Genomic DNA, 20597 nt, shown 5'->3' on the forward strand with positions numbered 1-20597 from the left:
GTATTGCTTCATGGCTCCTTCTTTCGTTTCCGTGCAAGGCTTCTCGCTACGACTCCGCGCGGGCTAAAGCCCGTTGAGGACCTGAATGACAGCGGGATAGGCGATGAATCCCAAGAATCCGAGGAACAGCAACGTCACCGGCAAGGCCATGCGCTCGGTTGCAGCCTGGGCATCGGTTTCGGCGTCGGTGACCTGGTGAGTCCGCAGTGCTTGGGCTTTCGCCGCCAGAGACGCGCGGACGCGAGCACCTTCGGTCCCGGCCAGAGAGATCGACGCGGCGAGTTCGGCGAGTTCGGTGATGTCGAGTTCCTCGCCGAGCCGACGCAGCGTGGCCCAGGGGGTGGTGCGGGTCAGCTGGGCGGCGTGCAGCGCGCGGCGGATCTTGTCGAACGCCGGGCCTGTCCCGACGGCCGCGGCGTCGCCGAGAGCGGCCTCGACCCCAGCTCCCCCGGCGAGGGTGATCCAGACGAGGTCGAGGAAGGCCGAGAGTGCGTCGCGGAACTCGCGCCGCGACTGGGTGGCTTTGGCGCGGACCTCGAGGTCCGGGGCCAGGAAGCCGAGCGCGGCGAGCACGAGCCCGGCCAGCAGTGGCACCTCGACACCCAGCAACAGTCCGCCCATTGCCAGCACGGCTTGCAAGAGCCACGGCGCCAGCAGCCCGCACATGGCGAGCACGGCTTTGGATGCCAGGTGGGTGTCGACGCCGCGGCCGGCGACCCGCAGATCGGCCTCGATCTTCGTACCGGGCAGCCCGAGAATCCGCAGGCCGGGCACGAAAACGCGGCCCCAGGCGCGCACCCACGCGGCCTCGCCGGTGAGGACGATCGGCGTGGCCGGCCGCCTGGCACTGACCTTGGCGAGCTGGTCGCTCAGCGGCGGGCGAGGCGGCACGGCCCAGGCCAGGAGCAGCCAGAGCCCTGTGCCAGCACCGGCGCCGAACGCGAGTGCCGGGATCATGAAGGCCCACCTCCGCCGTCTCGCGCGCCGCCAGCCGCTGGGCTGTCCAGGATGAGCACCCGTGGTTGCCGTCCGCCGGTCGCGATCCGGGCGAGCCAGGCGAACCCGGCGGCGAACAGGGACCCGATGAGTAGCAGGACGAGTTGGCCGGTGGCGGTGTTGTAGACGTCGAGGTAGGCGCGGTTGAACAGCACGACCCCTGCGGCGAAGGCGAGGGTGGTGGCGACGATGACCCGTACCGAGGTCCGGGTCCGGGCGCGGCCGGTCTCCACGCGCATGCGCATCGCGGCCTGTTCGCGGGCGGTGGTGGCGAGGGAGCCGAGCAGGTCGCCGAGTTGGCGGGCCTGGTGCTCGGCCGCGAGCACGAGGGCGGCGAGGACGAGGTCTGCGGTCGGGTCGTCCAGCTCGCGTGCGAGAGTGCGCAGGGCCGGCGCCAGGCGCTGCCCGCTTTCCAGTCTCGCGGTGAGGGCGGTGACCTCGCCGCGGATGGCCGCGGGCGCGAGCGGGGCGGTGGCGAGGATGGCTTGCTCGAGCCCCGCCGCGGCGGACAGGACGTCGCGCAGCATTTCCGTCCACGACGCGATGGCCTCGATCCGCGCGACCCGTCTGGCGTGGGCGCGGTCCGGGCCGACCAGGCGGGGCAAGAACCACGCTCCTGCGGCCGCCAGTACCGCGCCGATCACCCACCCGGTCGCGGCGCCGGTCAGTGCGCCCGCGCCGACCGCCACGGCCAGGCGCAGCAGCACCCGCCGGCTTCCGGCCTGCTCGCGTGCGGCGCGCAGCAACATGGGAGGGCGCGAAGGTGGCGGCACCGCCGCGGGCCGGTGCCAGGCGGCCACGATCAGAAGCAGACCGACGCCCGCGCCCAAGCCGAGCGCGGCGGCGAGCATAGTCGTGGTGTCGATGCTCATGGCGTCCACCACCCATCCGGACGGCTCAGCAGGTCGGGGGCGAAGCCTGCGGCGACAAGGTCGTCGAGGGTGTCGGCGCGCAGGGCGCCGGCCACCGGGACGGCGCGGCGGCCCGGGCCGCGGCGGTAGACCTCGTTGGAGATCACCACCCCGTCCTCGGCGTCGATCACCTCCCGGATCGAGGCGATCACCCGCGTCGTCCGATCGACGGCTCGGTCGAGATGAACCACGAAATGCACCGCGCTCGCGACAAGCAGCGCGGTGGCCTCCAGCGGGAGCCGTTCCGGTCCCTGGGCGGCATAGGAGGCGAGGCGGGTGAACGCGATCTTCGAGCTACTGGCATGGAGGGTGGCCATGGAGCCGTCATTGCCCTGCGACATGGCGTTGCACATCGGAATGACCTCAGACCCGCGGATCTCGCCGACGATGACCCGGTCCGGGGACATGCGCAGGCCCCAGCGGACCAGCTCCGCCTGATCGATGGCACCCTCGCCCTCGACGTTGGGTTCGCGGGCCTGCAGAGCGGTGACATCGGCGTGCAGCTCGGGATCCCGATCGAGACCGAGCTCGAACGCGTCCTCGACCGTGACGATCCGCTCCAGCGGGTCCATCTCCGCCGCCAGGCCCCGCAGCAGCGTGGTTTTCCCGGCGCCGGTGCCGCCGGTGATCAGCACGTTCTTCCGCGCCCGCACCATCGCGCGCAAGAACCTTTCCAGCCCGATGTCGAGGGTGCCGCGACGACGTAACTGCGGAAGGGTGGTGGTGAGGTAGCCGTGCCGGCGGATCGTGCACGCCGTCACCCCACCCGCCGTCAGGCCGAGGACCGCGAAGAGCCGCTCGCCGCCGGGCAGTTGAAGGTTCAGCGCCGGACTGCCGCGATCGAACCTGCGCTCCTCCGACGACGCCCGAGCCGCGAGAGTGCGGATCAGATCGGTGAATTCCCCGTCCGACGCCGCCACCGGCGCCACCTGAGCACGGCGGCCGTCGTTGTACTGCACGAACACTCGGTCGAAGCGGTTGACCGCAATCGTCTCCACCGACCGATCCGCCAGCAGCGGCTGCAGACCGCCCAAGCCGAACACCTCATCCAAAACCTGGTCGACGACCCGCTGCTCCGTCGCCGAATCCACCAGGGCACGCCCGGCCAGGAGTTCGGTCTCACTGTGTGCGGCGACCGCGGTGTCGAGGACCTCGCGGCCCACCTCGCGACGCCGGGCCACACTCAACCCGCCGCCGCTCGTCCGGGACACGGTCTCGACCCGGCCGGGTAGGTCCGTGGTCAGCGCCTGCCGGAGCCGGGCACGCAGCCGCTGCTCGGCATCGCCTCCGTTGCCTGGCGCGGCGGACGGTGCGGCTGGGTGATGGATCTGAGTCATGCCAGTGGCTCCTTCCCGGCGGTGCTTGGCTGATGGCCGTTGCGCCGCGGATCAATCACCCGCGGCGGCGCGGACGCCGGGGGTGGCCCGAGGCCGGGCGGGCTGATGAGCACGCCACCGGGGCGGCGCACCTGCTGGGCAGGTACACCCGGGACTCCGGCCGGCATGGTCGCCGGTGGTGGGGCGATGGGAGTGGCGGGTTCGGCCAGGGTGCGGGCGAGAGCGGCGGCGTGGCGGGCAAGGCCACCGTTGTTGCCGCGGCGGCGGGCCGGTGGCGGCCGGTGGCCGGTGAGGGTGGCGGCAGTGGCCGGGTCGTGGGGGAGACGCCCGATCGCGGGTATCCCCAGCTCACGCTCGACATCCATGGTCGGATAGCCCTCGCCGGTCAGCAGCAAGCCGGGACGTGGCGTCCAGCGCGCCAGTTCCCCCAGCCGCGCCGCGGCGTGGGCGAGGTCGTCGCCCTGAGCCCCGGTCACCAACACCAGAGCATCGGCGCAGCGCGCGATCGCCTCGGCCGGTGATCCGGGATCCACCCGCCCGCAATCCGCGAACACCACCACACCCGCGTCACAGGCCACGACGGGCAACAGCGGCCCGTCCGAGGCCGTGGCCAGGGTCGACAGCGTGGCACGCGCGTGCGTGCCACCCGGCGGGGCCACCAGCGCGCGGGCGCCGCCAGGCAGCGCCTGGGTGTGGTCCCACACCACCGCGGGATCACGGGTGCGACGTGCCGCGGCGGCGAGGCTCACCAGTCCCGGGGCGGCCGGCAGGCCGAACCGCATCGCCAGATCGCCTCCGGACGGGTCGACCTCGGCGACCAGACGGCGCGTGCTCTCGGCATGCGGCCAAGTCATGGCCAGCGCGACGGCCAGGGTCGTCACGCCCGGCGAGCCTTTCACCGAACACAAGGCGATCAGCATCACCGCTCACCGCCCGCCGGTTGCATCACCAACGCCAGCTGCCCGGCCGGGACCTGAGCCAGTCGTGACGCCCCGGTGGTGTCGATTTCCAGCGACACCACGGTGGTCTGGTCCGTGCCTGCTGGGGTGACCCCGACGACTGTGGCACGCCAGGACGTTCCTGGTGCTTGTCCGGTGGCCGAGCTTCCGGCTGTGGTGGCGGCGGTGACGACGACGGTCACCGGGGCTCCGGCGGCTAGCTCGGGCGGGGCCTGCCCTGGCTTCACGACGACCGCGACCACCGCCCGGCCCACCGCGGGGAGCGCGGCAGCGCCCACCGCGTCCGGCGTCAGCAGCGTTCCCGCGCCGAGGCTGGTCGCCATCGGCCGCCCCAGCACGCTCGCCGCCCGATCCGCCGGTATCAGTGCCACGCCCGGCGCTGCGGACACGTCGATGCTGCGCAGGTCCGCGGGCGTCAGCACATGCCCGAGCGGGACCGGCTTCGCCAGCGCCAGCACCGGAACCCGGTGCTGGGTGCTGGTCGTCCACCACACCGCGCCACCGACACACAGCACCACCAGCAGCACCCCCGCCACCAGATGCGGCAACCGGCGCCGACCGCGGCGCGCAGCCGACCTCGATGGCGAACCCGAGGAATCCAGCCACGACACCGGCCGGGCTTCGCCGCCGCGCGCGGAACTGTCAGTACTGGTCACGAGAAACCCCTCCAGGCATAGCTCACCCGCACCACGTATTCACCCGGTCAGCAAATGCCGCCGCGAATACACGGTCAGAAAAAGGAAAGAGAAAAACTGCTGATTCAGTTGGGAACGTCGTCCGGCTATCCGGTGCCCAAGGCTTGAGCTTCGGCAACCCGGAAGGATGCCGCTGCGCTGGTGGCCATGTTCGGGAAGGTGCCCGACGCCCCGGCACCCGACCACGTGATCCGCCACGACACCGTCGCCACGGCCGGAAACCGCTCGCTCGGCGCACCGGCCGACGAACGCTGGTAGGTGTGGCCGCAATCGGGGGACGCCGCCCGCGGATCCCTGTGGGCGGGGAACGGTGTGCCCGGTCCAGCGCAGGACACGGTGCTGCCATCACCCATGGCCCAGGACACCCCGGCCGGGGTCGCGGTCGCGGTGACCGACACCCCGGGAACCGAAGCCGTCGCAGACTGCGGCCGCCACACCGCCCGGTCCAGCCACAACCACGTCGGCAACTGCACCAGCTGGGTTCCGGCCGGGCTTGAGCCAATCACCGGACTCGGCAACAGCAGCTGCGACCGCGCCTGCTCGGCCAACTCTTCTGGCGAGGGTAGCGGCGCGGCACCCGGTGCCTGACCATCGGGAATCCACACCGGCGCCCGGTAGAGCGCGTCCCGCTGCCCCTGACCGGAACACTGATAGACGTACCACGCGCCGCTCGAACCTGGACCTTGCGCCAGCACCACATCTTGGGCCCCCGGACGGGCCAGCGACACGAACTGCACCCCATCAGAACCCGGGCGGAGTCGGTGGGAGCGAATCGTCTGCACACCGTTCCCCGGTGGCTGGTAGTTGCTGCGCACGTACGAGCAATCGGCTTGGTTGCTGTTACCGCCGACAATCCGGTCGCCGGGCGGCGGAGCGGCTTTGCTCTGTTCGCCTGCCGGCGATTTCGGGCCACCAGGTTTCGGGCCGGGCACTGGGCCCGGGATGGGAGCGGAGTGGCCGCCGCGACCAGCGCCGAGATCGCAGGACGGGTTTCCGGCTTCACCGCACTTGACGTTGCCCCAACCATCGGCCAAAGCCGGGCTTGCCGCAGCGAGAGAAAGGAGTACCGCCGCGCCCGCTGTCAGCGCGGTCCTGCTTACTCGGTGCATGATCCGACCTCGTGTACCGCGAAGGTCGTCACCTTCCACGAGCCATCGACGGCTTTCTTCACCAATGCCTCGATCTGTCGGCGTCCGCTCAGCCCGTCGTTGGCTGGTTGACCATTGTCAGCCCGGTACTTGAGCCAGTTCGTCGAGTCGCCGCAATCGGTGAGCGTGACCGAAGTCGGGTTGTCGAGTGGCTCTACCGAAGCTGGCTTCGGGTGATTGACGGGCTGCCCTTTGGTGACCAGGCCATTGTAGTGATCGGCGTACAAACTTCGGGAAATGGTCTGCAGCGCTTCGCCTGTCGCGTTCTGAGCCAGTTTTGGTGTTTGCCAGTCCGAGGTCGTCGCAGCTTCGGCCATATCGCTCCACATGTCCAGGTAGGCGGCAGTGGCCTTCTGCTTGGCGACGTCGGCGGGCGAGGCGGCTGTGGTGCTGGGTGCGATTGACGGTGCTGGCGTCGCGGAAGCCGGAGTTGCGCTGTCGTCCGAGCTGCAGGCGCTCAAGCCAAGTCCGGCCGCAGCGGCAAGGCCGGTCAGGGCGAGGCGGGTGCTGCGGTAGTGGGTCATTACGGTCCCCCGTTTCATCGACGATCGCAGATCGTTGTGGGCGAGCCGCACCACCGTGACGCTCCACTGCAGCGGGTTCGCCCCAAGACCGACTTTCGTGGTGATGGCGCTCCGGGCAGCAGCTCTCGCGTGAAGTTCACCCGTTGGTTTGAGAGCCGGTCGGCCGGAAGATCCGGCGGGCAGGATGGCGTACAAGGTGATCAAGTGAGGGGTGGAGGAGTCGTGCAGCTGGCGGCGAGCAGCTGGTGGTGGAGTGGCAGCGCGGCCGTCGGCCTGGTGCTCGGTGCGGCGGCGAGAGGGCTCACACGCCGGTTCCTGCGACAGGAGCGGAGGCTGGCCGCGACCTGGTGGTTCGGCGCGGTGCTCACGGCCGCCGCCCTCGGCTTGCTGGGCTGGCGAGTGGAAGCACGCGGCGAACTCGCCGTCTACGGGTTCGTGACCATCCTGGCGGTTCCGCTGGCGGTAATCGACTGGTGCGAGCATCGGCTGCCCCGGGCATTGATGTGGCCGCTGCTTGCGGGCGCCATGGCGGGTTTCGCGGTGCTGTGTTTGGTCCGTCGCGACCCCGCGCCGGGCGTACGAGCGCTTGCCGCACTCGCCGCGGCGGGTGGACTGTTCCTGATCCTCGCCGTGGCCACCGGCGGGGGTATCGGTGCCGGCGACGTCAGCGCGGCCGCCGTGGTCGGTCTGGTGACCGGTTGGATCGGCTGGGCCCAGGTCGCTGGGGCGCTGCTGACGGCCTCGCTGCTCGCGTTGGTCTTGGTCGCTGCGCCCGGCGTCCGACGCCGTGATGAAGACGGCGCCGTGGTGGTGCCGTTCGGGCCGTGCCTTCTGGCGGGCGCGCTGGTTATGGTACTGGCGAACGGTTAGAACGCCTGTCGCCGTGTGATGTGGCTCCACGAGTGCCTGGCTCGTCATCGTTCTTCCCTGCTTCCCTGACAACGCTCGTAGCGGGACTGTCCTACCTGCTGGCTTCTGCGCTTGCGGGGTTGCCGGGGTGGCGCTTGAGGGGAGGGGTGCCACCCCGGCGGCTTCCGTCGATCCCCCGATGACACCGACGGAGCGCTAGCCGCTGAACGGCTAGTTGGGGTGCGGCGTGACGGGCCAAACTGGGGCGGAGAGCTTGGATTCCCGCCACGCCGCGTCCGGGGCGCTGGCCTCCCCGGAGCACCAGAGCAACCGCCGATCAGCAAGTCCCGGGCCGGTGATGATGGCTCTGGCGAGTCTCGATCACGCTGGGCCGTAATAGCCCGGAATGCAGTTGACGCCCCCGTTCCACCAGGCACCAGTCACTCGCCATCTGATGACCGGCTGGAGATTGGTCGTGCCGGGGCCGACGCAGTAGCGGAAGAGACCACCAAAGATATCCTCGACGTCCAGCATCACTGTGGACCTGGTTCCGCCGTCGCAGTGCCGGTACTTTCCCCAGCCGAGATAGCCACATCCCTCGCTGACGGCGACAGGACCGCCAGCCACTGTTTCCCTTGCCGTGGCAGCGTTTGCCGTCACACTCGACCCGGCGACCGCAAGCGCTGCGACCACTCCGACCAAACCGTATCGAACCGCACGAGTCCACGAAATTCCAATCATATCCTCAACCCTTTAAGAGCAATGGAAGTGAATAGTCAAACAACGAGCCACCGATGATCCACAAGATCGACGAAACCGATCTGCGGCAAGTTCCGTTGTTCTGCTATTCACTATCCACCGTCACAAGTTGAACGGGAACCCCTCAGGCGAGCACAACGTTGTGCCGATTCTGTGTCGATCTTGTAATGACTCTGTCAAGACGGAAATGCTTTTCATTAACCACGAAGCCTTCGAGAGCCCAAGAAGACTGGATGCCACCCCGGCGCCAAAACCAGTTGAGCCCAACCAGATCTAGCCTGATTGGGCTCACACTGAGTGCTAGATTTATGAACTCGAGAGCGCATGCCAGCTTGGCCGCACGGCAGGCCACATCATCGCATTCAATCGTGGCTACAAATGCTTTACCGTGCCCACGAAGGAAAGCACGACACTGTACCCACGGGCCCGTTCTTCGCTGCCCACTCAGATTTTCCGCCCATCGCGGCGCGCGCACGAATTTCATGTGCCCGGGAATCGCGGAGGCTTTCCAGTATGTCGGCAGCTTTTTCGCAGGCGGCTGCGGCCTGCGAACGGAACCCCAGGGCTAGCAAGGAATCCGCTCGGGCGATCAGTGTGTCAGCGAGGTTCCATCGTTGCCACGGATGCCGCCGAAGGGACATCGCGGCATCGAAGTGTGTAAGAGCCGCCCTATGTTCGCCTCTACGCTGCAGCAGGAGGCCGAGGCTGTGGTGCGCGACGCTGTGGATGCCATCAGAGTCGCGCCTTTGAGCGAGGCTCAGTGCCTCGCGCGCGGTGTCGACGGCTCGCTCGCGATCACCGGCCTCGTGGAAGGCAAGGGCGAGTGCTGCCCGGTTCATGACGACGCCGATGCCGTGGTGAAGTGCCTGGAACCGGTCGTCCGCCGCCAGGAAGTGGGTGATTGCTTCACCGTGCCGTTGGCTATCGGCGAGAGCGAGCGCCAAGCCGTGTGCGGTCCATGCCGCGGGCAGCTCGTCGCCGAGTTCGACGAATAGCTCGAGGGCTTGCGTGAGATGCGAGATGGCTTCAGACGTCCGGCCGAGGTCACGCTCGGCCCAGCCGAGGACTTGCAGACTACGAGCAGTCCCTGGAGTGCTTTCCGCCGCGATTGCGGCGTCGAGCCCGTCGTTGGCGGCGATAAGCCAGTCCGTCCAGCTCCTGGTGATAGCGAAGTACGGGAGGAATGCCGTCGGCAGGACCCACAGGAGGTCCTTTGCGAGGTGGCTGCGGGTGTTCTTCGCGATTTGCAGGGCGGTCGCGACCTCGGTATGGCACCAGGACATTGCCTCATCGAAGCCAGGGCTGCCTTGGTCGAAGTCCGCGAGCAGGCTGTTAATCATCGAGTCACGCCAGTTCGGGATGAGCGAGTTGTTGGCGGAAAGCGCTCGCGCCGTGTACCACCTGAGAACCCGGTCTTGGGCCTTCTCAACGTCGCGGAGGTGTTCCTCGACCAGCGCACGTTGGTGTGCGTATGCCCGGAGGAGGTAGTCGATGCAGTAGCGGCCATCCGGCATGGGTGTTACCAGGTGAGCCTCTCGAAGCACGGTGAGAAGCGACTCCGCAAGGTCGGGTTCGATGTCGGCGAGAACGGCAGCGGAGTCCGCGCTGACGATGTACGCGGGGCTGATCCCCAACAGACGGAACAGCCGTGCCGCGGCCGGCGGCAGAGCGAGGTAGGACAGGTCGATAACGCCATGGATGTTGACCGTGGGGTCCGGCGAGGTGAAAAGGTCTAGCCGGTGGCGGTCAGTCGCCAGCTGGGCGGCGATCTTGCCCAGTGTGCTGCCGGGACGCTGTTGGAGGTGTTCCGCGACGATCAGGACCGCCATGGGAAGCCGGCCGCAGCGCCGTACGACCGCTTCCGCGGCCACCGGGTCCGCGGCTAGCCGATGACGGCCGGCACGGCTGGCGAGCAAGGTCAGCGCGTCGGCGACCGGCAAGGCGGCCAAGTCGATCGACACGCCGCCGGTCCGCAGCAGCAGACTGGCTTGGTGCTCACGGCTGGTAGCGACGACGACGCTGCCGCCGCCGGGCAGCAGATGCCGCACCTGGCTGTAGTCGGCGATGTTGTCGAGGACCACCACGGCGGGGCGTTCGGCGAGGATCGATCGGAACCGCGCGGACCGGACCTCGAGTTCGCCGTTCAGGTCTGCCTGACCGGCGCCCAATGCCTGCAAGAAGCCATCGAGTACCTCCTCCGGCGTCCTGGGTGCACCGGGGCCGAGCCCGCGCATATCGGCGAAGAGGCAGCCGCCGGGAAACCGATCCAGATTTCGGGTGACCCAGTGCACGGCCAGGGCCGTTTTGCCGACCCAGAAGCCTCCTTCGATCACGATCGTGTGGGCACCTCCCTCTACCCGGCTCGCGAGTGCGGCGTCCATCGTCCGCAGGACGTCTGCGCGTCCGACGAAGCCTGGGACGTCGGCGGGCAACTGCATCGGCTTGCCCCCACCCGCCGAACCTTCGGAGCGTTGTTGTTCGGCGAGGCGTTCGAGCTGCCCCTTCGCGTCGAGGACGGTGTCGATCTGGCGCACGACCTCCGGCAGAAGGCGCCGGTGGCCATGGAGCAGCTTGGATAAGTAGCTCGGGCTGTAGCGAGCCTTCGCGGCCACGTCACCCAGGCTCATTCCACGCTCACGGCGCAGCCGGTGCACCGCCTCGGCAAAGCTGTTGATCTGTCGCATCTGCGTCTCCCCATCCGCAGAGCAATCGACCGCGCTAGACGCGAGCCGCTCTTGCCCCGCTGCGCCGGGGCGAGCCCGGACCTGCCTTCTGCACTGGCGCCTTTGCGGTCACCATCAACTTCCTCCGACCTTGAGGCTCCAAGCCCGCTAGCCCACCTGGGTGGCGAACTTTCTCCTCAGTTGAGGATTCGTTGAGTCGAGACTATTCTCAGGAGAAAGCTCTTTTCAACTGACGAGAAAGTGATCACCCGATTGGGTGTCTCATCAGTGAAGACACGGCGGCTGTCATGGAGGCCTGGGGTGGCAGGGCAAGCGACGCGAACGCTCGCCGCGAAGCTGAACGACCTCTTCGCGACGAAGAAGCGACCGGACGGCAAGGAGTACAGCAACGAGCAGGTCGCCGAATTCATTGTCGCTGGCGGATACGCCAGGACGGCATCTCAGAGCTACATTTGGGGACTCCGTAACGGCACGAAGACCAATCCGACGAAGAGCTACCTGGAAGGGCTAGCCGCCTTCTTCGAGGTCCCGGTCGCGTACTTCTTCGATGACGACGACGAGCTGGTGCGGCAAGTCGACCAGCAGCTGGAAGCGCTGAAGGCGGAGCGCGCCAGGATGGCCAGCCTTTCGGGTGACGAGGAGATTCAGCTGCTGGCGATGCGCGCCGGGCAGCTGTCCCCCGAACGCTTGAAGCTGGTGAAGGACATGCTCGAACTCGTCTACCAACAAGAGCAAGCCGAGAGGCCGCCGCCACCCGATGGAGGGCTTCCAGGCGTCTAGAACGGACTGGCCATAGCGATTTCTGCGATGCTGCCTGAAGTCGCTGGTGCGAAGGGAGGGTGCGGGTGTCAGAACGGCGCATACGCCGACAATGCCGCGAGATGCTGAGCAAGCTCGATATTCGCCCACCCCTGGACGTCACCGAGCTATGCCGTCAGATGGGCGAGATCCGCGGCAAACCGATCCGCCTGATCGCCTACCCCATCCCCGTCCCCGGCCCTTTCGGCATGTGGATCTCCACACGAGAAGCGGACTACATACTCTTCCAGAAGGAAACGTCCAAACTGCACCAGGACCACATCGTCCTGCACGAACTCGGCCACATCCTCGGCGGCCACCAGGGCGCTCTCGACAGCGACGTCCTTCCCGACGGGCTCACGACGCCAGACACACGATCGCTGAGCGAGCAGTACCCGGATATCGGCGATGATGCGGTGAAACGGGCGCTTCGGAGAACTGCCTACGACACCGACCACGAACGGGAGGCCGAAGCTGTCGCAACGATTATCCTCGAGTGGGCGTCCATCCTGAACATCGCGGCCCCGCGGCCCTCTGACGGCGCCGCGCGCGGCATGGACACCGCTCTCGGCGCCCGGATCGGCTGGCTATGAGCTGGCTCATCAGCGCCGCACTGATCTGCTGCCTCCTCGGCGGCCTGGTCTGGAAGGGCTATCAGCTCAGCCGGCAACCCTGGAACCTCCCCCTACAAGGCATCGTCGGCTTCCTCGCCTTCGCGCTCATTGGGCGCATCCTGCGTGACGTCGTCGGCGACGCGTCGCTCGTGCGCGGGGGCCCGGTGTGGTCCGCCGTCGCATGGCACGCTCCCACGTCGGCCGCCGTTCTCTCCCTGCTGTTCTTCTTCGATGCGGCGACGCTGTCGCGACAGGTGGCCAAACGCCGCACCCGTCGCAATTTGTTGGTCCTCCTCGCCGCCGAAGTCGTCATGATCGGTGCCGCCGCCCTGGCGCCGACGCCGATGTCCGTCCCGTATATGTCGGTCATCTACTTCGCCGCGAACGCATTCATGGGCTGTGCGCTGGCCGCCTGCGCAATCTCAGCTTTGCGCTACGCGCGCCAGGCCGAGCGGCGGCTGGCCTTGGGACTCCGCGTCGCGGCGGTCGGCTTCGCGTTGACAGCCGTAACCAGCGGAATATTCGCCGCGATCGACGTGGAGTACTGGTTCACTGGAACCCTGTTCATGAACATCATCGGCGCGAACGGGACGCTGTCGTTCACCGGCATCGTCGCGATCGTGGTTGGCCTCCTCTATCCGGCGGCCCGCATGCGACTGACCGCCATACGTATCTGGTGGCGGCAACGTCAGGCCTACCAAGCACTTAGGCCATTGTGGACAGCTCTACACCATGCGTTCCCTGAAGACGAATTTCTCCGCGCCTCCACCACGCCGTGGGACTCCCTTCGCGTATGGGACGTGCACCGGCGCTACTACCGCCGGATGATCGAATGCCGAGACGGACTCGTCCGAATTAGCCCACGCGTAGCGAAACTCCGCGAGGATCGTCCAGCCGACACACCGCTGTCAGACCTCATCGCCGAAGCGCTCCAGTGCTCCCCTGTCGACCACGGCGAGCATCAGCGGGCCGTCCCTCTCGCAATCCCGGAGACCAACTCGCCGCACGACGAGGTCGACGAACTCGTAGCGCTCTCACGTGCCTACGCTGCAAGACACTCAGCCACCTCGGGGAGGGCCGCGTGACCCATCACGCGATCATCGTCGGCGGCGGCATCGCGGGATCCGCAGCTGCCATAGCTCTGCGCAAAGCCGGCATCACAGCCGAGGTCTATGAAGCTCGGCACGACGGAGGCGACTACAGCGGAGCCGCACTACGCCTTCCACGCAACGGTCTCAACGCCCTGCGCGCCATCGACGCACACGACATCGTCACCGAGCTCTCCTACCCCGTCGCCAATACCGAACTCAGCTCAGGCACCGGCCGACACCTCGGCACGGTCTCCTTCACCGGCAACGGATACAACGACGTCCCCCGCACGATGCCCCGCGCCCGCCTCGCCCGCGTCTTGCGCGCCGCGGCCGCCGCCCGCGGAGCGGCCGTTACCATGAACAAGCGCCTGATAGCCGCGACTAGCCACTCCGGCAGCGTTCTCGCAACCTTCGACGACGGATCCACAGCCGAAGGCACCGTGCTCATCGGCGCAGACGGACTCAACTCCACAACCCGCCGGATGACCTTTCCCTCCGCACCAGAACCCCACTACGCCGGAACCCACCTCGTCTACGGCTACGCCCCCGCGAGCACCGCCGCTCCTCCGTCGCCGGACGCCTTTCACATCTACTGGGGGCGGAAGGCAACGTTTGGCTATACGACCGCCGGCGGCGACATCTACTGGTATGCCAACATCGCCTCCCCAGAGCCACTATCAACCGAGGAACCGCGCGACACCGAAACCTGGCGCAAACGCCTCACGAAGCTCTTTCGACGCGACCGTACGCCTGCCGCGGACATCATCCGAGCCGCGACAGTCATCCTGCCCTCCAACACACGCACCCTCGACACCATGCCGACATGGCGCACAGACCAGATCATCCTCATCGGCGACGCAGCCCACGCCGTCCCACCAGCTACAGAGCAAGGCGCCGCGTTAGCCCTCGAAGACGCAGTTGTTCTCGCCCAACAACTTCGCAGCAACGAAGAGACAGCGACGGCACTCGAAGCCTTCGAAGCCATGCGACGTGAAAGAGTCATTCGAGCTGGGACAAGCCGCCGCAGCCGCACGACGCACCGACGCGGCACGCCGCGGTGGATCGAACAGCGAAGCCGCGACCGCAGAATCGCCCAGGCAGCGCAAAGCGGTGCCATGGATCCACCAGCGTGGTTACACGACCACCAAATCGTTTGGGACTAAGAAAGTTCAGCGACGGCTATCTATTCTACTTCTATTTCTGCTGCGACCCTACAGGGTTCGACCGAACTCGGCGTAATACGTCGAACCGTCCAGAAGTGCTCGATGCGCCAGCCGAACTCGCCGAGCCATTGATGGGCGGAGGTGTTGTTTGGCAGCGTCAACGTGGAGGAACTCGAGGCGACTGACCTCGTTGGCCGCCGGTCGAATCGCCTCGATCTGCTCGACGCCGAGTACGCCACCGTCAAAGATGAACTGGACACTGTCACGCCACACGCCGTGAGTTGGCATCCAGTCAATGAGTAACAGCCGGCCAATCTGCAAGTCGACCCCAAGTTCCTCCCGAACCTCGCGGTAGCAAGCGGCTAGCGGCGATTCCTCGTCCTCGGTCAAGCCTCCTGGTATGTCTAGAAACGGCTTGTAGGTCGGTGATATGAAGAGGATCCGACCCGAATCGTCACGGATGAGTACACCTGCTGCAACGTTCTTTCGCGGCAGGTGCTCGGCGATTCCCACGTTGAACTCGGGCTCTGGATCGCCCTCGTCCTTCAAGTCGTGCTGGAAGACTGTGCGATCACCGCAGTGGTTGGGCTGCTCATGCGTCAAGGTGCCTCACTTGGTAGGAGCGTGGCCACCGTCTCTGTCAACTCGCGTACAGGCCGCAGCTGCCTGCGCCCTTCAAGCTGGCTGAGCAGGTCGCGGACGATGTGATGCGAGCGCTTCGAGTTGGCGGCCGCAGCGGCTTCGGCCGCTATCGTGCCATAGCGAGCACACCGCTCTACATCGTGTTCAAGCAGTGCCGCTTTGGCTTGTTGCCCGGCGGCGAAGACCTGGCGGCGGACCTGCCCATGGGCGTTGTCCCACAGGGTCTGGAGGTACGGTTCCGCCGCTCGAACATTCCCGAGCTCAAGCCACGCTGAGCTGGCGAAACTCGCGAACACTGCATCATCCCAGTGCGCCATCCAATAGGGAGTCTCGTCTGCCGGCCCGTGCTGGTCGTATGACTTCTCTGCTCGACGTAGGGCCTCAGTACTGCTCCCCTGATCGCCCAGAGTCGCGCACGCCGCAGCCTCGAGCATGGCTGCTTCAGTCTTCACGGCGGCGATGGAGGCGGACGAAGCAGTCTCTTGCGCGGCCAGAGCAAGAGTCAACGCCTGATCAGGCCGATCCAGGTACAACGCCTGATGGCTCATGGTGGCGAGCACAAACGATCCGTACGCGGGGTTGCCCGCCTGCTTGGCTAGCCGGAGTGACAGGATGAGATAGTGCTGGGCGAGTCGGTGGAGCTGCGAATCATACGCCATATAGCCGATGACCTCGCTCAAAACCGCCGAAGCCTGAAATAGCTCCCGCCGCACCGAATCGGATGCCGGCCTGCGGAGTATGGGCAGCACGCGGCTCGTCAGGTACTTCACCGCCAGCCCGCGACTGTAGTCGCCACCGAACTGGCGGTCGAGCCGATCAAGCGCAGTTGTCGTCGCCGTAATCTCGGCGATGTCACGGACACTCGTGGGAACACCGGCGGTCGGGATATCGATGTTCTCTCCCCTGAGACGCCAAGCACGAACAGCCTGAGCAGGCAGCCGACCCTCAAAGGCACGCGCTCCGGGCATCATGTCGGCTCCGTCGTCAACACGGGCTATCGCTTCCAAGCCACGCAAGGCATCATCGAGAGTATGAGGGAAGCGCGGCGACGTAGCTGGCCCTATCGACAAGGGCTCCAAGGGAGCCGCACCAGTCGGCGAAGCTGCTACGAGGACAACGTCTGACGCATTCTTACGATCCCGCGTGAGCAGCTGGTCCAGCTCTACGACGGATACATGGAGAAGCTTGGCCAGCTTCGGACGTTTAGAAGGAAGCGGCTTGGTTAAGCCGTTCTCCCAACGGCTGAGGGTGCTGACGCTCACGTCCAATGCGAAGGCAAGGTTCTCCTGGGTGAGCCCGACCGTCGAGCGGGCCGCAGCCAAGGCTGATTCTTTGGTTGCCATAGGTTCACCTGCCAATACATATCGTGACAGGTCATACATTACCGCAGGTCAGCCGATTGCGTGCGAGGTTCCTGCGTAGTTGCTGCTGGGTTTGTGCTCTGGTCATCAACGGCGAAGCACACCAGTGTCGTGGCATCACACCGTCCAAGGAGCTGGTGCCTGTGACTACCGACTGCCTTCCTTCAGCTGTCGAAGCACGCGGAAACTGTGTTCCCTCTCGATTGCCCATCCGAGCCGATACGCGACGAACGCGTTTTAACTCTTCTCGTTCTAACAGCACTAGCCGTTCTTCAACGTCCATGCCGCTGCCGTCTGTCGATGACATCACTTGGGCTTTGTTGGCGCGCGTTCGTCGGGGTTTGCAAACTCTGCCGTCAGTGTCACCCAGTCCCTGCTATTCAGCTAGGGCAGCGTGGATATCGCGTTCCCGACCGGCAAATTGACATCCCTGCGACTGGGACAGATTTTGAGGTTCTCATGAATCCGGAACCGACCTACGTACTCCCTCACAACGCGAACGTTCCAAATCGGTCAATCAATGGACGCTATCATGCTCGAGAAACGTCGACCTTCCGCGACGCGTGCCGCGTCTCCGGTCACTTGTGCCATTACCAAGATTGAGCACCAGGTCTCCGGTGACGGGAACACTGCGGACCGATCGAATGTCGGGGTGGTCGCACTCTGCGGGGCAGTGATCCTTCCTCAGGTTGATGAGCTGCCTTCAGGACGTGCCTGCCGAGGGTGCGCCTGGGCACTCAATCACCCGCAGGCGCGCGAGGGCACCCACCCGGTTCCGATCGATGTTCGGGATCTGTATGCGCGCGAAAAAAGGAAACCGCCGGAGCCTGGTCGGGCTGGACACCGGCGGCGCTGTGCTCTTCTCCGGCTCTTGCACCGCAGCGGCACCACAGCGCGGCGAGTGGACACACCCAGGTCGAGAACCGAGGATCTCGTGACTATCGATGCGAACGAGGCGTCGTGAACCCGGAATCACTGCTTCACTGTGGGCGCCCGTGGAGCGCGACTGAGGGAGTAGTGCTTAACCGCGCCATGGCAGACGGGTTTCACCGGTTGTATCCCGGCGCGGCAGACCCTGTAGCCGCTGCATGGTACGTCCGTGTCGACGGGAAATACACGGATGTCCTGTTCCTGGATTCCTGCGAGCGCGCCTTTGCTCACCGCTATACCGGCGAGCAAGTTTTCCCGAGGATTCTTGGTCGTACGAGGCAGGCCGTGACTGGGTGTGCGGGGGCGGTCGTCGACGCGATTCTGAGGTGGCCACGTGGGTAAGGCATCTGTGTTGACGGCATCACTATTGGACTGTCTACTGCTGAGCGGTGGGGCAGCAACTCAGGTATTCAAAGGTCGCAGCTCTGGTTCCCCGGTGACATTTGTCGTCGAGGCTGTACCTCAGTCGATCCTTGTGGCGCACTCGATGACGGTGCGGCAGCTAGGGATCGCGCTTCAGCAGTCTTCTTTGCACGTCGTTCCCCGCATCACGGGGCAGAAGCCCGCTGATCGGCATAACGCCTTGGGTCTCGATGAATCGGCGAGGTGAGCGGCGTGGCCGGTCAGGTGTTCCACGGGGCCCTCGATGGGGTCTGGCCGGAGCTGGTCGAGTACTGGTTCTTCGGCCGCGTTGTCCTACACCGGGTTTCTCCTCGCTATCTGCGTCGGCTGCGTTACGGTCGGATCACCGTGAGCGTGAGCGAGTGCGGGAAGCTGTGCGGCCCGCCGTTCCCCCCGGGCGAGCAGACCGTCAACTGGTGCGGCACCTGCTATCCGCCATCGTCCCGCGTCTAGAACCAGCGATCTTACTTTCATCCGAAGATGCCTGGAACTCCATGCCGTCCAACTTCGTACCTCTGAAAGGAACAGTCCCATGTCCCCTCAGCTCGCCGACAACACGGTTCTGATCGAGGCGGTCAGTGGCCGCGACTACGCCGAGGTATTCGCGGCTGCGGCCGCATGGTTTTCCGCACCTGCACAGGCCGACGTGTCGGTGTGGGGTCTCAACTTGGACCAGCAAGGCCGGCTGTACATCGAGTCCGACGACCTGATCTACCTGGAGCTTTTCTACCAACGCTTCGACAAGCCCCGGCTCGTACGGGAGGTCACCGAATAGTTCCTTGCCGGGGAGACCTCGACAGCGGAGGTCGACACTCAGTCTCCTTCGCTGTCCACGATAGAGGCTGGAGTTAGCCATAACGAACAACCAAGTGCTCTTACGATGTCCGCAGCGGCGGCCGACGACGTCCAACCAAGGACCGTAGGCGGCGAGAACGCCACTGGCAACACGGACTGGGCCGCCGTCCTAACGTTCGAGGCACCCAACGGCGCGCTCGTGTACCGAGCGACGGTTATCACCGGCACTCCGTGTGTCACCGGCATGTCCGGTGACCCGATTCAATGACAGGCTTGGCGTTCCTCTCACTCGCCTTGCCCCACAACGTTTCTTGCGCCTCGCCGCCATGCGAAAGCACGAGACCGCTCATCCAGCGACACGAGCACGGCAAACAGCAACAAGCTCCCGATGCTATTCCATAGCCCAGCACGACAACGAGGATCCCATGCACGCGAAAGATGAGAAATTTACCTCCAGCATCAAACGAAGGGAGTTGGGCGCCGAACTTCGACGAATCCGTGAACGCGCCGGATATCAGGCAGCAACCATGGCGTCCAAGCTGAACTGGGCTCACTCGTCTATTTCGCGGTTAGAGGCCGGAATCACAAAAGCCAAGGAAGGAAGGGTCGGATTCTATCTCGGATGGGCGAAAGCGACGACCGCCGAGTTCGACCGCCTCGTGGCCTTAGACCGCCAACCTGACGACGGCTACCTGGCCAGACTCCACCCTGCGGGCTGTCCCGACGGACTTCTCGTCGTCACCCTGCTCGATACCGAAAGCGACTCCTTCACCACCTACGACCCCCGAGGCATCCCCCGGCATCTCCAAATCGAGCCGTACATCCGTACTGTCCTCACGAAGTTTCGCTATCAGGACGGGCCCGCGCTCGACGCCGCAGTGCAGGATCGCCTCGATCGACAAACATCGTGGACACGCCGACACGGCCCGTTCACCTTCTATATTTCCGAGACGGCACTTCCCGCCAACCTGGCAGTCGCACACGAGCAGCTGGTGCATCTGTCGATCCTGTCCTCACTTCCCCACTGCCACGTCCGACTCGTACTCGCAGGCGATTCGACAGCTGAGTTCTGCACAGGGTTCACGTTGTACCGGCACGACGAGCATCCGCCGGTTCTCCACCTTCAGGCGCCCACCGCCAGCCTCTTCCTCGAGCGCCCAGGGGACATCGCTTTCTACGAAAGTCAGCTGGAACACTTGGCGAACCTGGCACTCAGTCGGCGAGAGACTCGAGAATGGTTCACCAGGACACTGGCGGATATCGAGCGGCATCTAGAACAAGACCAGCCGCTGACCCAGGGCCGTGATGAGGCGTCGCTGGAAGCGCGGGAATGAGGCTCCCCTACGCCGTCGACGATGCCCGTGCAGCCGTCGAAGCGGTCGGCCAGGACATCAACCGGCCGGACGCGGCACGCTGGCGGGCGATGACAGCCGATGATGAGCGGCTCCAGCAGACCTATCGCGCGCTCGGCATGCTGATCAAACAGGTCGAGGTTTCCTTCCTCAAACGCAGGGCCGAACTGCGCGCCTTCGAGGGCAACCGTATGGAGTACCGGCAAGCGGCATCCGAGTACGAGGAATGGAAGTCACGTACCGTCCACTTCGCGAACCGCGCACGTGAACGCCGAGCCGAGCTAGAGCACCGAGTCCGCCTTCTCACGCGGAACCGCGCGATCGACGAGGTCCGGACTACGCTGCGGACACTCGCGCAGGCCGTGGCCGACCACCGTGACGCGATCCGCAGCAGCGGCCGCGAGGAGACGACCGCAGACAGGCTGCTGTGGGTCCGGCTCGATATTTTGCCGCACGGCACCCTGGCAGATCTTGTCTCCGGTCGCCCGGCCCCGGAGCGTGGTCATCAGTAGCGATACGACGTCAGGACGCACTTGGCCACTGGCCTCAGCGCATCATTCCCCGAAGTAAGAGAGCACCATGAGCAG

General features: G+C 65.9%; 19 protein-coding genes. 9 read left to right on the forward strand and 10 right to left on the reverse strand.

Annotated elements, in window-relative coordinates; all coding sequences use genetic code 11:
- Positions 1 to 63: 63 nt before the first annotated feature.
- Genes ACIHAO_RS19245 through ACIHAO_RS19265 form a run of 5 tightly spaced genes read right to left on the reverse strand, consistent with a single transcriptional unit; the run spans position 64 to position 4859 of the window.
- Positions 64 to 957 (reverse strand): type II secretion system F family protein, encoded by an 894-nt coding sequence (locus tag ACIHAO_RS19245; RefSeq protein WP_396559576.1) that lies wholly within the window; start codon positions 955 to 957, stop codon positions 64 to 66.
- Entirely contained in the window at positions 954 to 1868 is a 915-nt protein-coding gene (locus ACIHAO_RS19250; protein WP_396559578.1) for a type II secretion system F family protein, read from the reverse strand. The genes ACIHAO_RS19245 and ACIHAO_RS19250 overlap by 4 nt, the downstream gene beginning before the upstream one ends.
- Complete coding sequence (locus tag ACIHAO_RS19255) at positions 1865 to 3244, reverse strand: CpaF family protein (protein WP_396559580.1); 1380 nt, start codon at positions 3242 to 3244, stop codon at positions 1865 to 1867. The genes ACIHAO_RS19250 and ACIHAO_RS19255 overlap by 4 nt, the downstream gene beginning before the upstream one ends.
- Complete coding sequence (locus ACIHAO_RS19260; RefSeq protein ID WP_396559582.1) at positions 3241 to 4125, reverse strand: MinD/ParA family protein; 885 nt, start codon at positions 4123 to 4125, stop codon at positions 3241 to 3243. The genes ACIHAO_RS19255 and ACIHAO_RS19260 overlap by 4 nt, the downstream gene beginning before the upstream one ends.
- A gap of 38 nt (positions 4126 to 4163) precedes the next feature.
- The gene (locus ACIHAO_RS19265; RefSeq protein WP_396559584.1) at positions 4164 to 4859 is read right to left on the reverse strand and encodes an SAF domain-containing protein; all 696 of its coding nucleotides are present in this window, start codon (positions 4857 to 4859) and stop codon (positions 4164 to 4166) included.
- A 351-nt stretch (positions 4860 to 5210) separates the two neighbouring features.
- Here ACIHAO_RS19265 and ACIHAO_RS19270 point away from each other — a divergent pair, with 351 nt between their 5' ends.
- Positions 5211 to 5486 (forward strand): hypothetical protein, encoded by a 276-nt coding sequence (locus ACIHAO_RS19270; protein ID WP_396559586.1) that lies wholly within the window; start codon positions 5211 to 5213, stop codon positions 5484 to 5486.
- Between the two features lie 508 nt (positions 5487 to 5994).
- On the opposite strand, the gene ACIHAO_RS19275 is transcribed toward ACIHAO_RS19270, so the two are convergent.
- A complete protein-coding gene (locus ACIHAO_RS19275) occupies positions 5995 to 6624 on the reverse strand; it encodes a hypothetical protein (RefSeq protein ID WP_396559588.1) in 630 nt (209 codons plus the stop codon).
- Between the two features lie 150 nt (positions 6625 to 6774).
- Between ACIHAO_RS19275 and ACIHAO_RS19280 the strand changes: the two genes are divergently transcribed.
- The gene (locus ACIHAO_RS19280) at positions 6775 to 7440 is read left to right on the forward strand and encodes a prepilin peptidase (protein ID WP_396559590.1); all 666 of its coding nucleotides are present in this window, start codon (positions 6775 to 6777) and stop codon (positions 7438 to 7440) included.
- A gap of 360 nt (positions 7441 to 7800) precedes the next feature.
- Here the strand turns inward: ACIHAO_RS19280 and ACIHAO_RS19285 are convergent, their stop codons facing one another.
- On the reverse strand, positions 7801 to 8160 hold the full coding sequence (locus ACIHAO_RS19285) for a DUF6355 family natural product biosynthesis protein (RefSeq protein ID WP_396559592.1): 360 nt from the start codon (positions 8158 to 8160) through the stop codon (positions 7801 to 7803).
- A 401-nt stretch (positions 8161 to 8561) separates the two neighbouring features.
- Positions 8562 to 10862, reverse strand: a complete 2301-nt coding sequence (locus ACIHAO_RS19290; RefSeq protein ID WP_396559594.1) for a helix-turn-helix domain-containing protein — start codon at positions 10860 to 10862, stop codon at positions 8562 to 8564.
- A 300-nt stretch (positions 10863 to 11162) separates the two neighbouring features.
- On the opposite strand from ACIHAO_RS19290, the gene ACIHAO_RS19295 reads away from it, so the two are divergent.
- The 4 genes from ACIHAO_RS19295 to ACIHAO_RS19310 all read left to right on the forward strand — a co-directional run bounded on the left by ACIHAO_RS19295 (position 11163) and on the right by ACIHAO_RS19310 (position 14528).
- Entirely contained in the window at positions 11163 to 11642 is a 480-nt protein-coding gene (locus tag ACIHAO_RS19295) for an XRE family transcriptional regulator (protein WP_396559596.1), read from the forward strand.
- Between the two features lie 65 nt (positions 11643 to 11707).
- On the forward strand, positions 11708 to 12253 hold the full coding sequence (locus ACIHAO_RS19300) for a hypothetical protein (RefSeq protein WP_038520651.1): 546 nt from the start codon (positions 11708 to 11710) through the stop codon (positions 12251 to 12253).
- Positions 12250 to 13359 carry an MAB_1171c family putative transporter gene (locus ACIHAO_RS19305; protein WP_396559598.1) on the forward strand — a complete coding sequence of 370 codons (1110 nt, stop codon included), beginning with the start codon at positions 12250 to 12252 and terminating at the stop codon, positions 13357 to 13359. The genes ACIHAO_RS19300 and ACIHAO_RS19305 overlap by 4 nt, the downstream gene beginning before the upstream one ends.
- A complete protein-coding gene (locus tag ACIHAO_RS19310; RefSeq protein ID WP_396559600.1) occupies positions 13356 to 14528 on the forward strand; it encodes an FAD-dependent monooxygenase in 1173 nt (390 codons plus the stop codon). The genes ACIHAO_RS19305 and ACIHAO_RS19310 overlap by 4 nt, the downstream gene beginning before the upstream one ends.
- A gap of 48 nt (positions 14529 to 14576) precedes the next feature.
- On the opposite strand, the gene ACIHAO_RS19315 is transcribed toward ACIHAO_RS19310, so the two are convergent.
- Together ACIHAO_RS19315 and ACIHAO_RS19320 are read right to left on the reverse strand one after the other, a co-directional pair.
- Complete coding sequence (locus tag ACIHAO_RS19315; protein ID WP_396559602.1) at positions 14577 to 15131, reverse strand: NUDIX domain-containing protein; 555 nt, start codon at positions 15129 to 15131, stop codon at positions 14577 to 14579.
- Entirely contained in the window at positions 15128 to 16513 is a 1386-nt protein-coding gene (locus ACIHAO_RS19320; RefSeq protein WP_396559604.1) for a multiprotein-bridging factor 1 family protein, read from the reverse strand. The genes ACIHAO_RS19315 and ACIHAO_RS19320 overlap by 4 nt, the downstream gene beginning before the upstream one ends.
- A gap of 1882 nt (positions 16514 to 18395) precedes the next feature.
- Between ACIHAO_RS19320 and ACIHAO_RS19325 the strand changes: the two genes are divergently transcribed.
- From ACIHAO_RS19325 to ACIHAO_RS19335, 3 genes are all read left to right on the forward strand, one after another.
- Positions 18396 to 18638 (forward strand): hypothetical protein, encoded by a 243-nt coding sequence (locus ACIHAO_RS19325; protein ID WP_396559606.1) that lies wholly within the window; start codon positions 18396 to 18398, stop codon positions 18636 to 18638.
- A gap of 445 nt (positions 18639 to 19083) precedes the next feature.
- Positions 19084 to 19992 carry a helix-turn-helix domain-containing protein gene (locus ACIHAO_RS19330; protein ID WP_396559608.1) on the forward strand — a complete coding sequence of 303 codons (909 nt, stop codon included), beginning with the start codon at positions 19084 to 19086 and terminating at the stop codon, positions 19990 to 19992.
- On the forward strand, positions 19989 to 20522 hold the full coding sequence (locus ACIHAO_RS19335) for a hypothetical protein (protein WP_396559610.1): 534 nt from the start codon (positions 19989 to 19991) through the stop codon (positions 20520 to 20522). Before ACIHAO_RS19330 ends, ACIHAO_RS19335 begins: the two co-directional genes overlap by 4 nt.
- The last annotated feature ends 75 nt before the right edge of the window (positions 20523 to 20597 follow it).

This window comes from Amycolatopsis sp. NPDC052450 (assembly GCF_044547565.1).
In the GTDB taxonomy this organism is placed as follows: Bacteria; Actinomycetota; Actinomycetes; order Mycobacteriales; family Pseudonocardiaceae; genus Amycolatopsis.

Coding starts and splice junctions, on each gene's coding strand:
- ACIHAO_RS19335 (WP_396559610.1), top strand. CDS start 19,989: ATGAGGCTCCCCTACGCCGTCGACGATGCCCGTGCAGCCGTCGAAGCG.
- ACIHAO_RS19255 (WP_396559580.1), bottom strand. CDS start 3,244: ATGACTCAGATCCATCACCCAGCCGCACCGTCCGCCGCGCCAGGCAAC.
- ACIHAO_RS19245 (WP_396559576.1), bottom strand. CDS start 957: ATGATCCCGGCACTCGCGTTCGGCGCCGGTGCTGGCACAGGGCTCTGG.
- ACIHAO_RS19320 (WP_396559604.1), bottom strand. CDS start 16,513: ATGGCAACCAAAGAATCAGCCTTGGCTGCGGCCCGCTCGACGGTCGGG.
- ACIHAO_RS19285 (WP_396559592.1), bottom strand. CDS start 8,160: ATGATTGGAATTTCGTGGACTCGTGCGGTTCGATACGGTTTGGTCGGA.
- ACIHAO_RS19290 (WP_396559594.1), bottom strand. CDS start 10,862: ATGCGACAGATCAACAGCTTTGCCGAGGCGGTGCACCGGCTGCGCCGT.
- ACIHAO_RS19305 (WP_396559598.1), top strand. CDS start 12,250: ATGAGCTGGCTCATCAGCGCCGCACTGATCTGCTGCCTCCTCGGCGGC.
- ACIHAO_RS19330 (WP_396559608.1), top strand. CDS start 19,084: ATGCACGCGAAAGATGAGAAATTTACCTCCAGCATCAAACGAAGGGAG.
- ACIHAO_RS19250 (WP_396559578.1), bottom strand. CDS start 1,868: ATGAGCATCGACACCACGACTATGCTCGCCGCCGCGCTCGGCTTGGGC.
- ACIHAO_RS19325 (WP_396559606.1), top strand. CDS start 18,396: ATGTCCCCTCAGCTCGCCGACAACACGGTTCTGATCGAGGCGGTCAGT.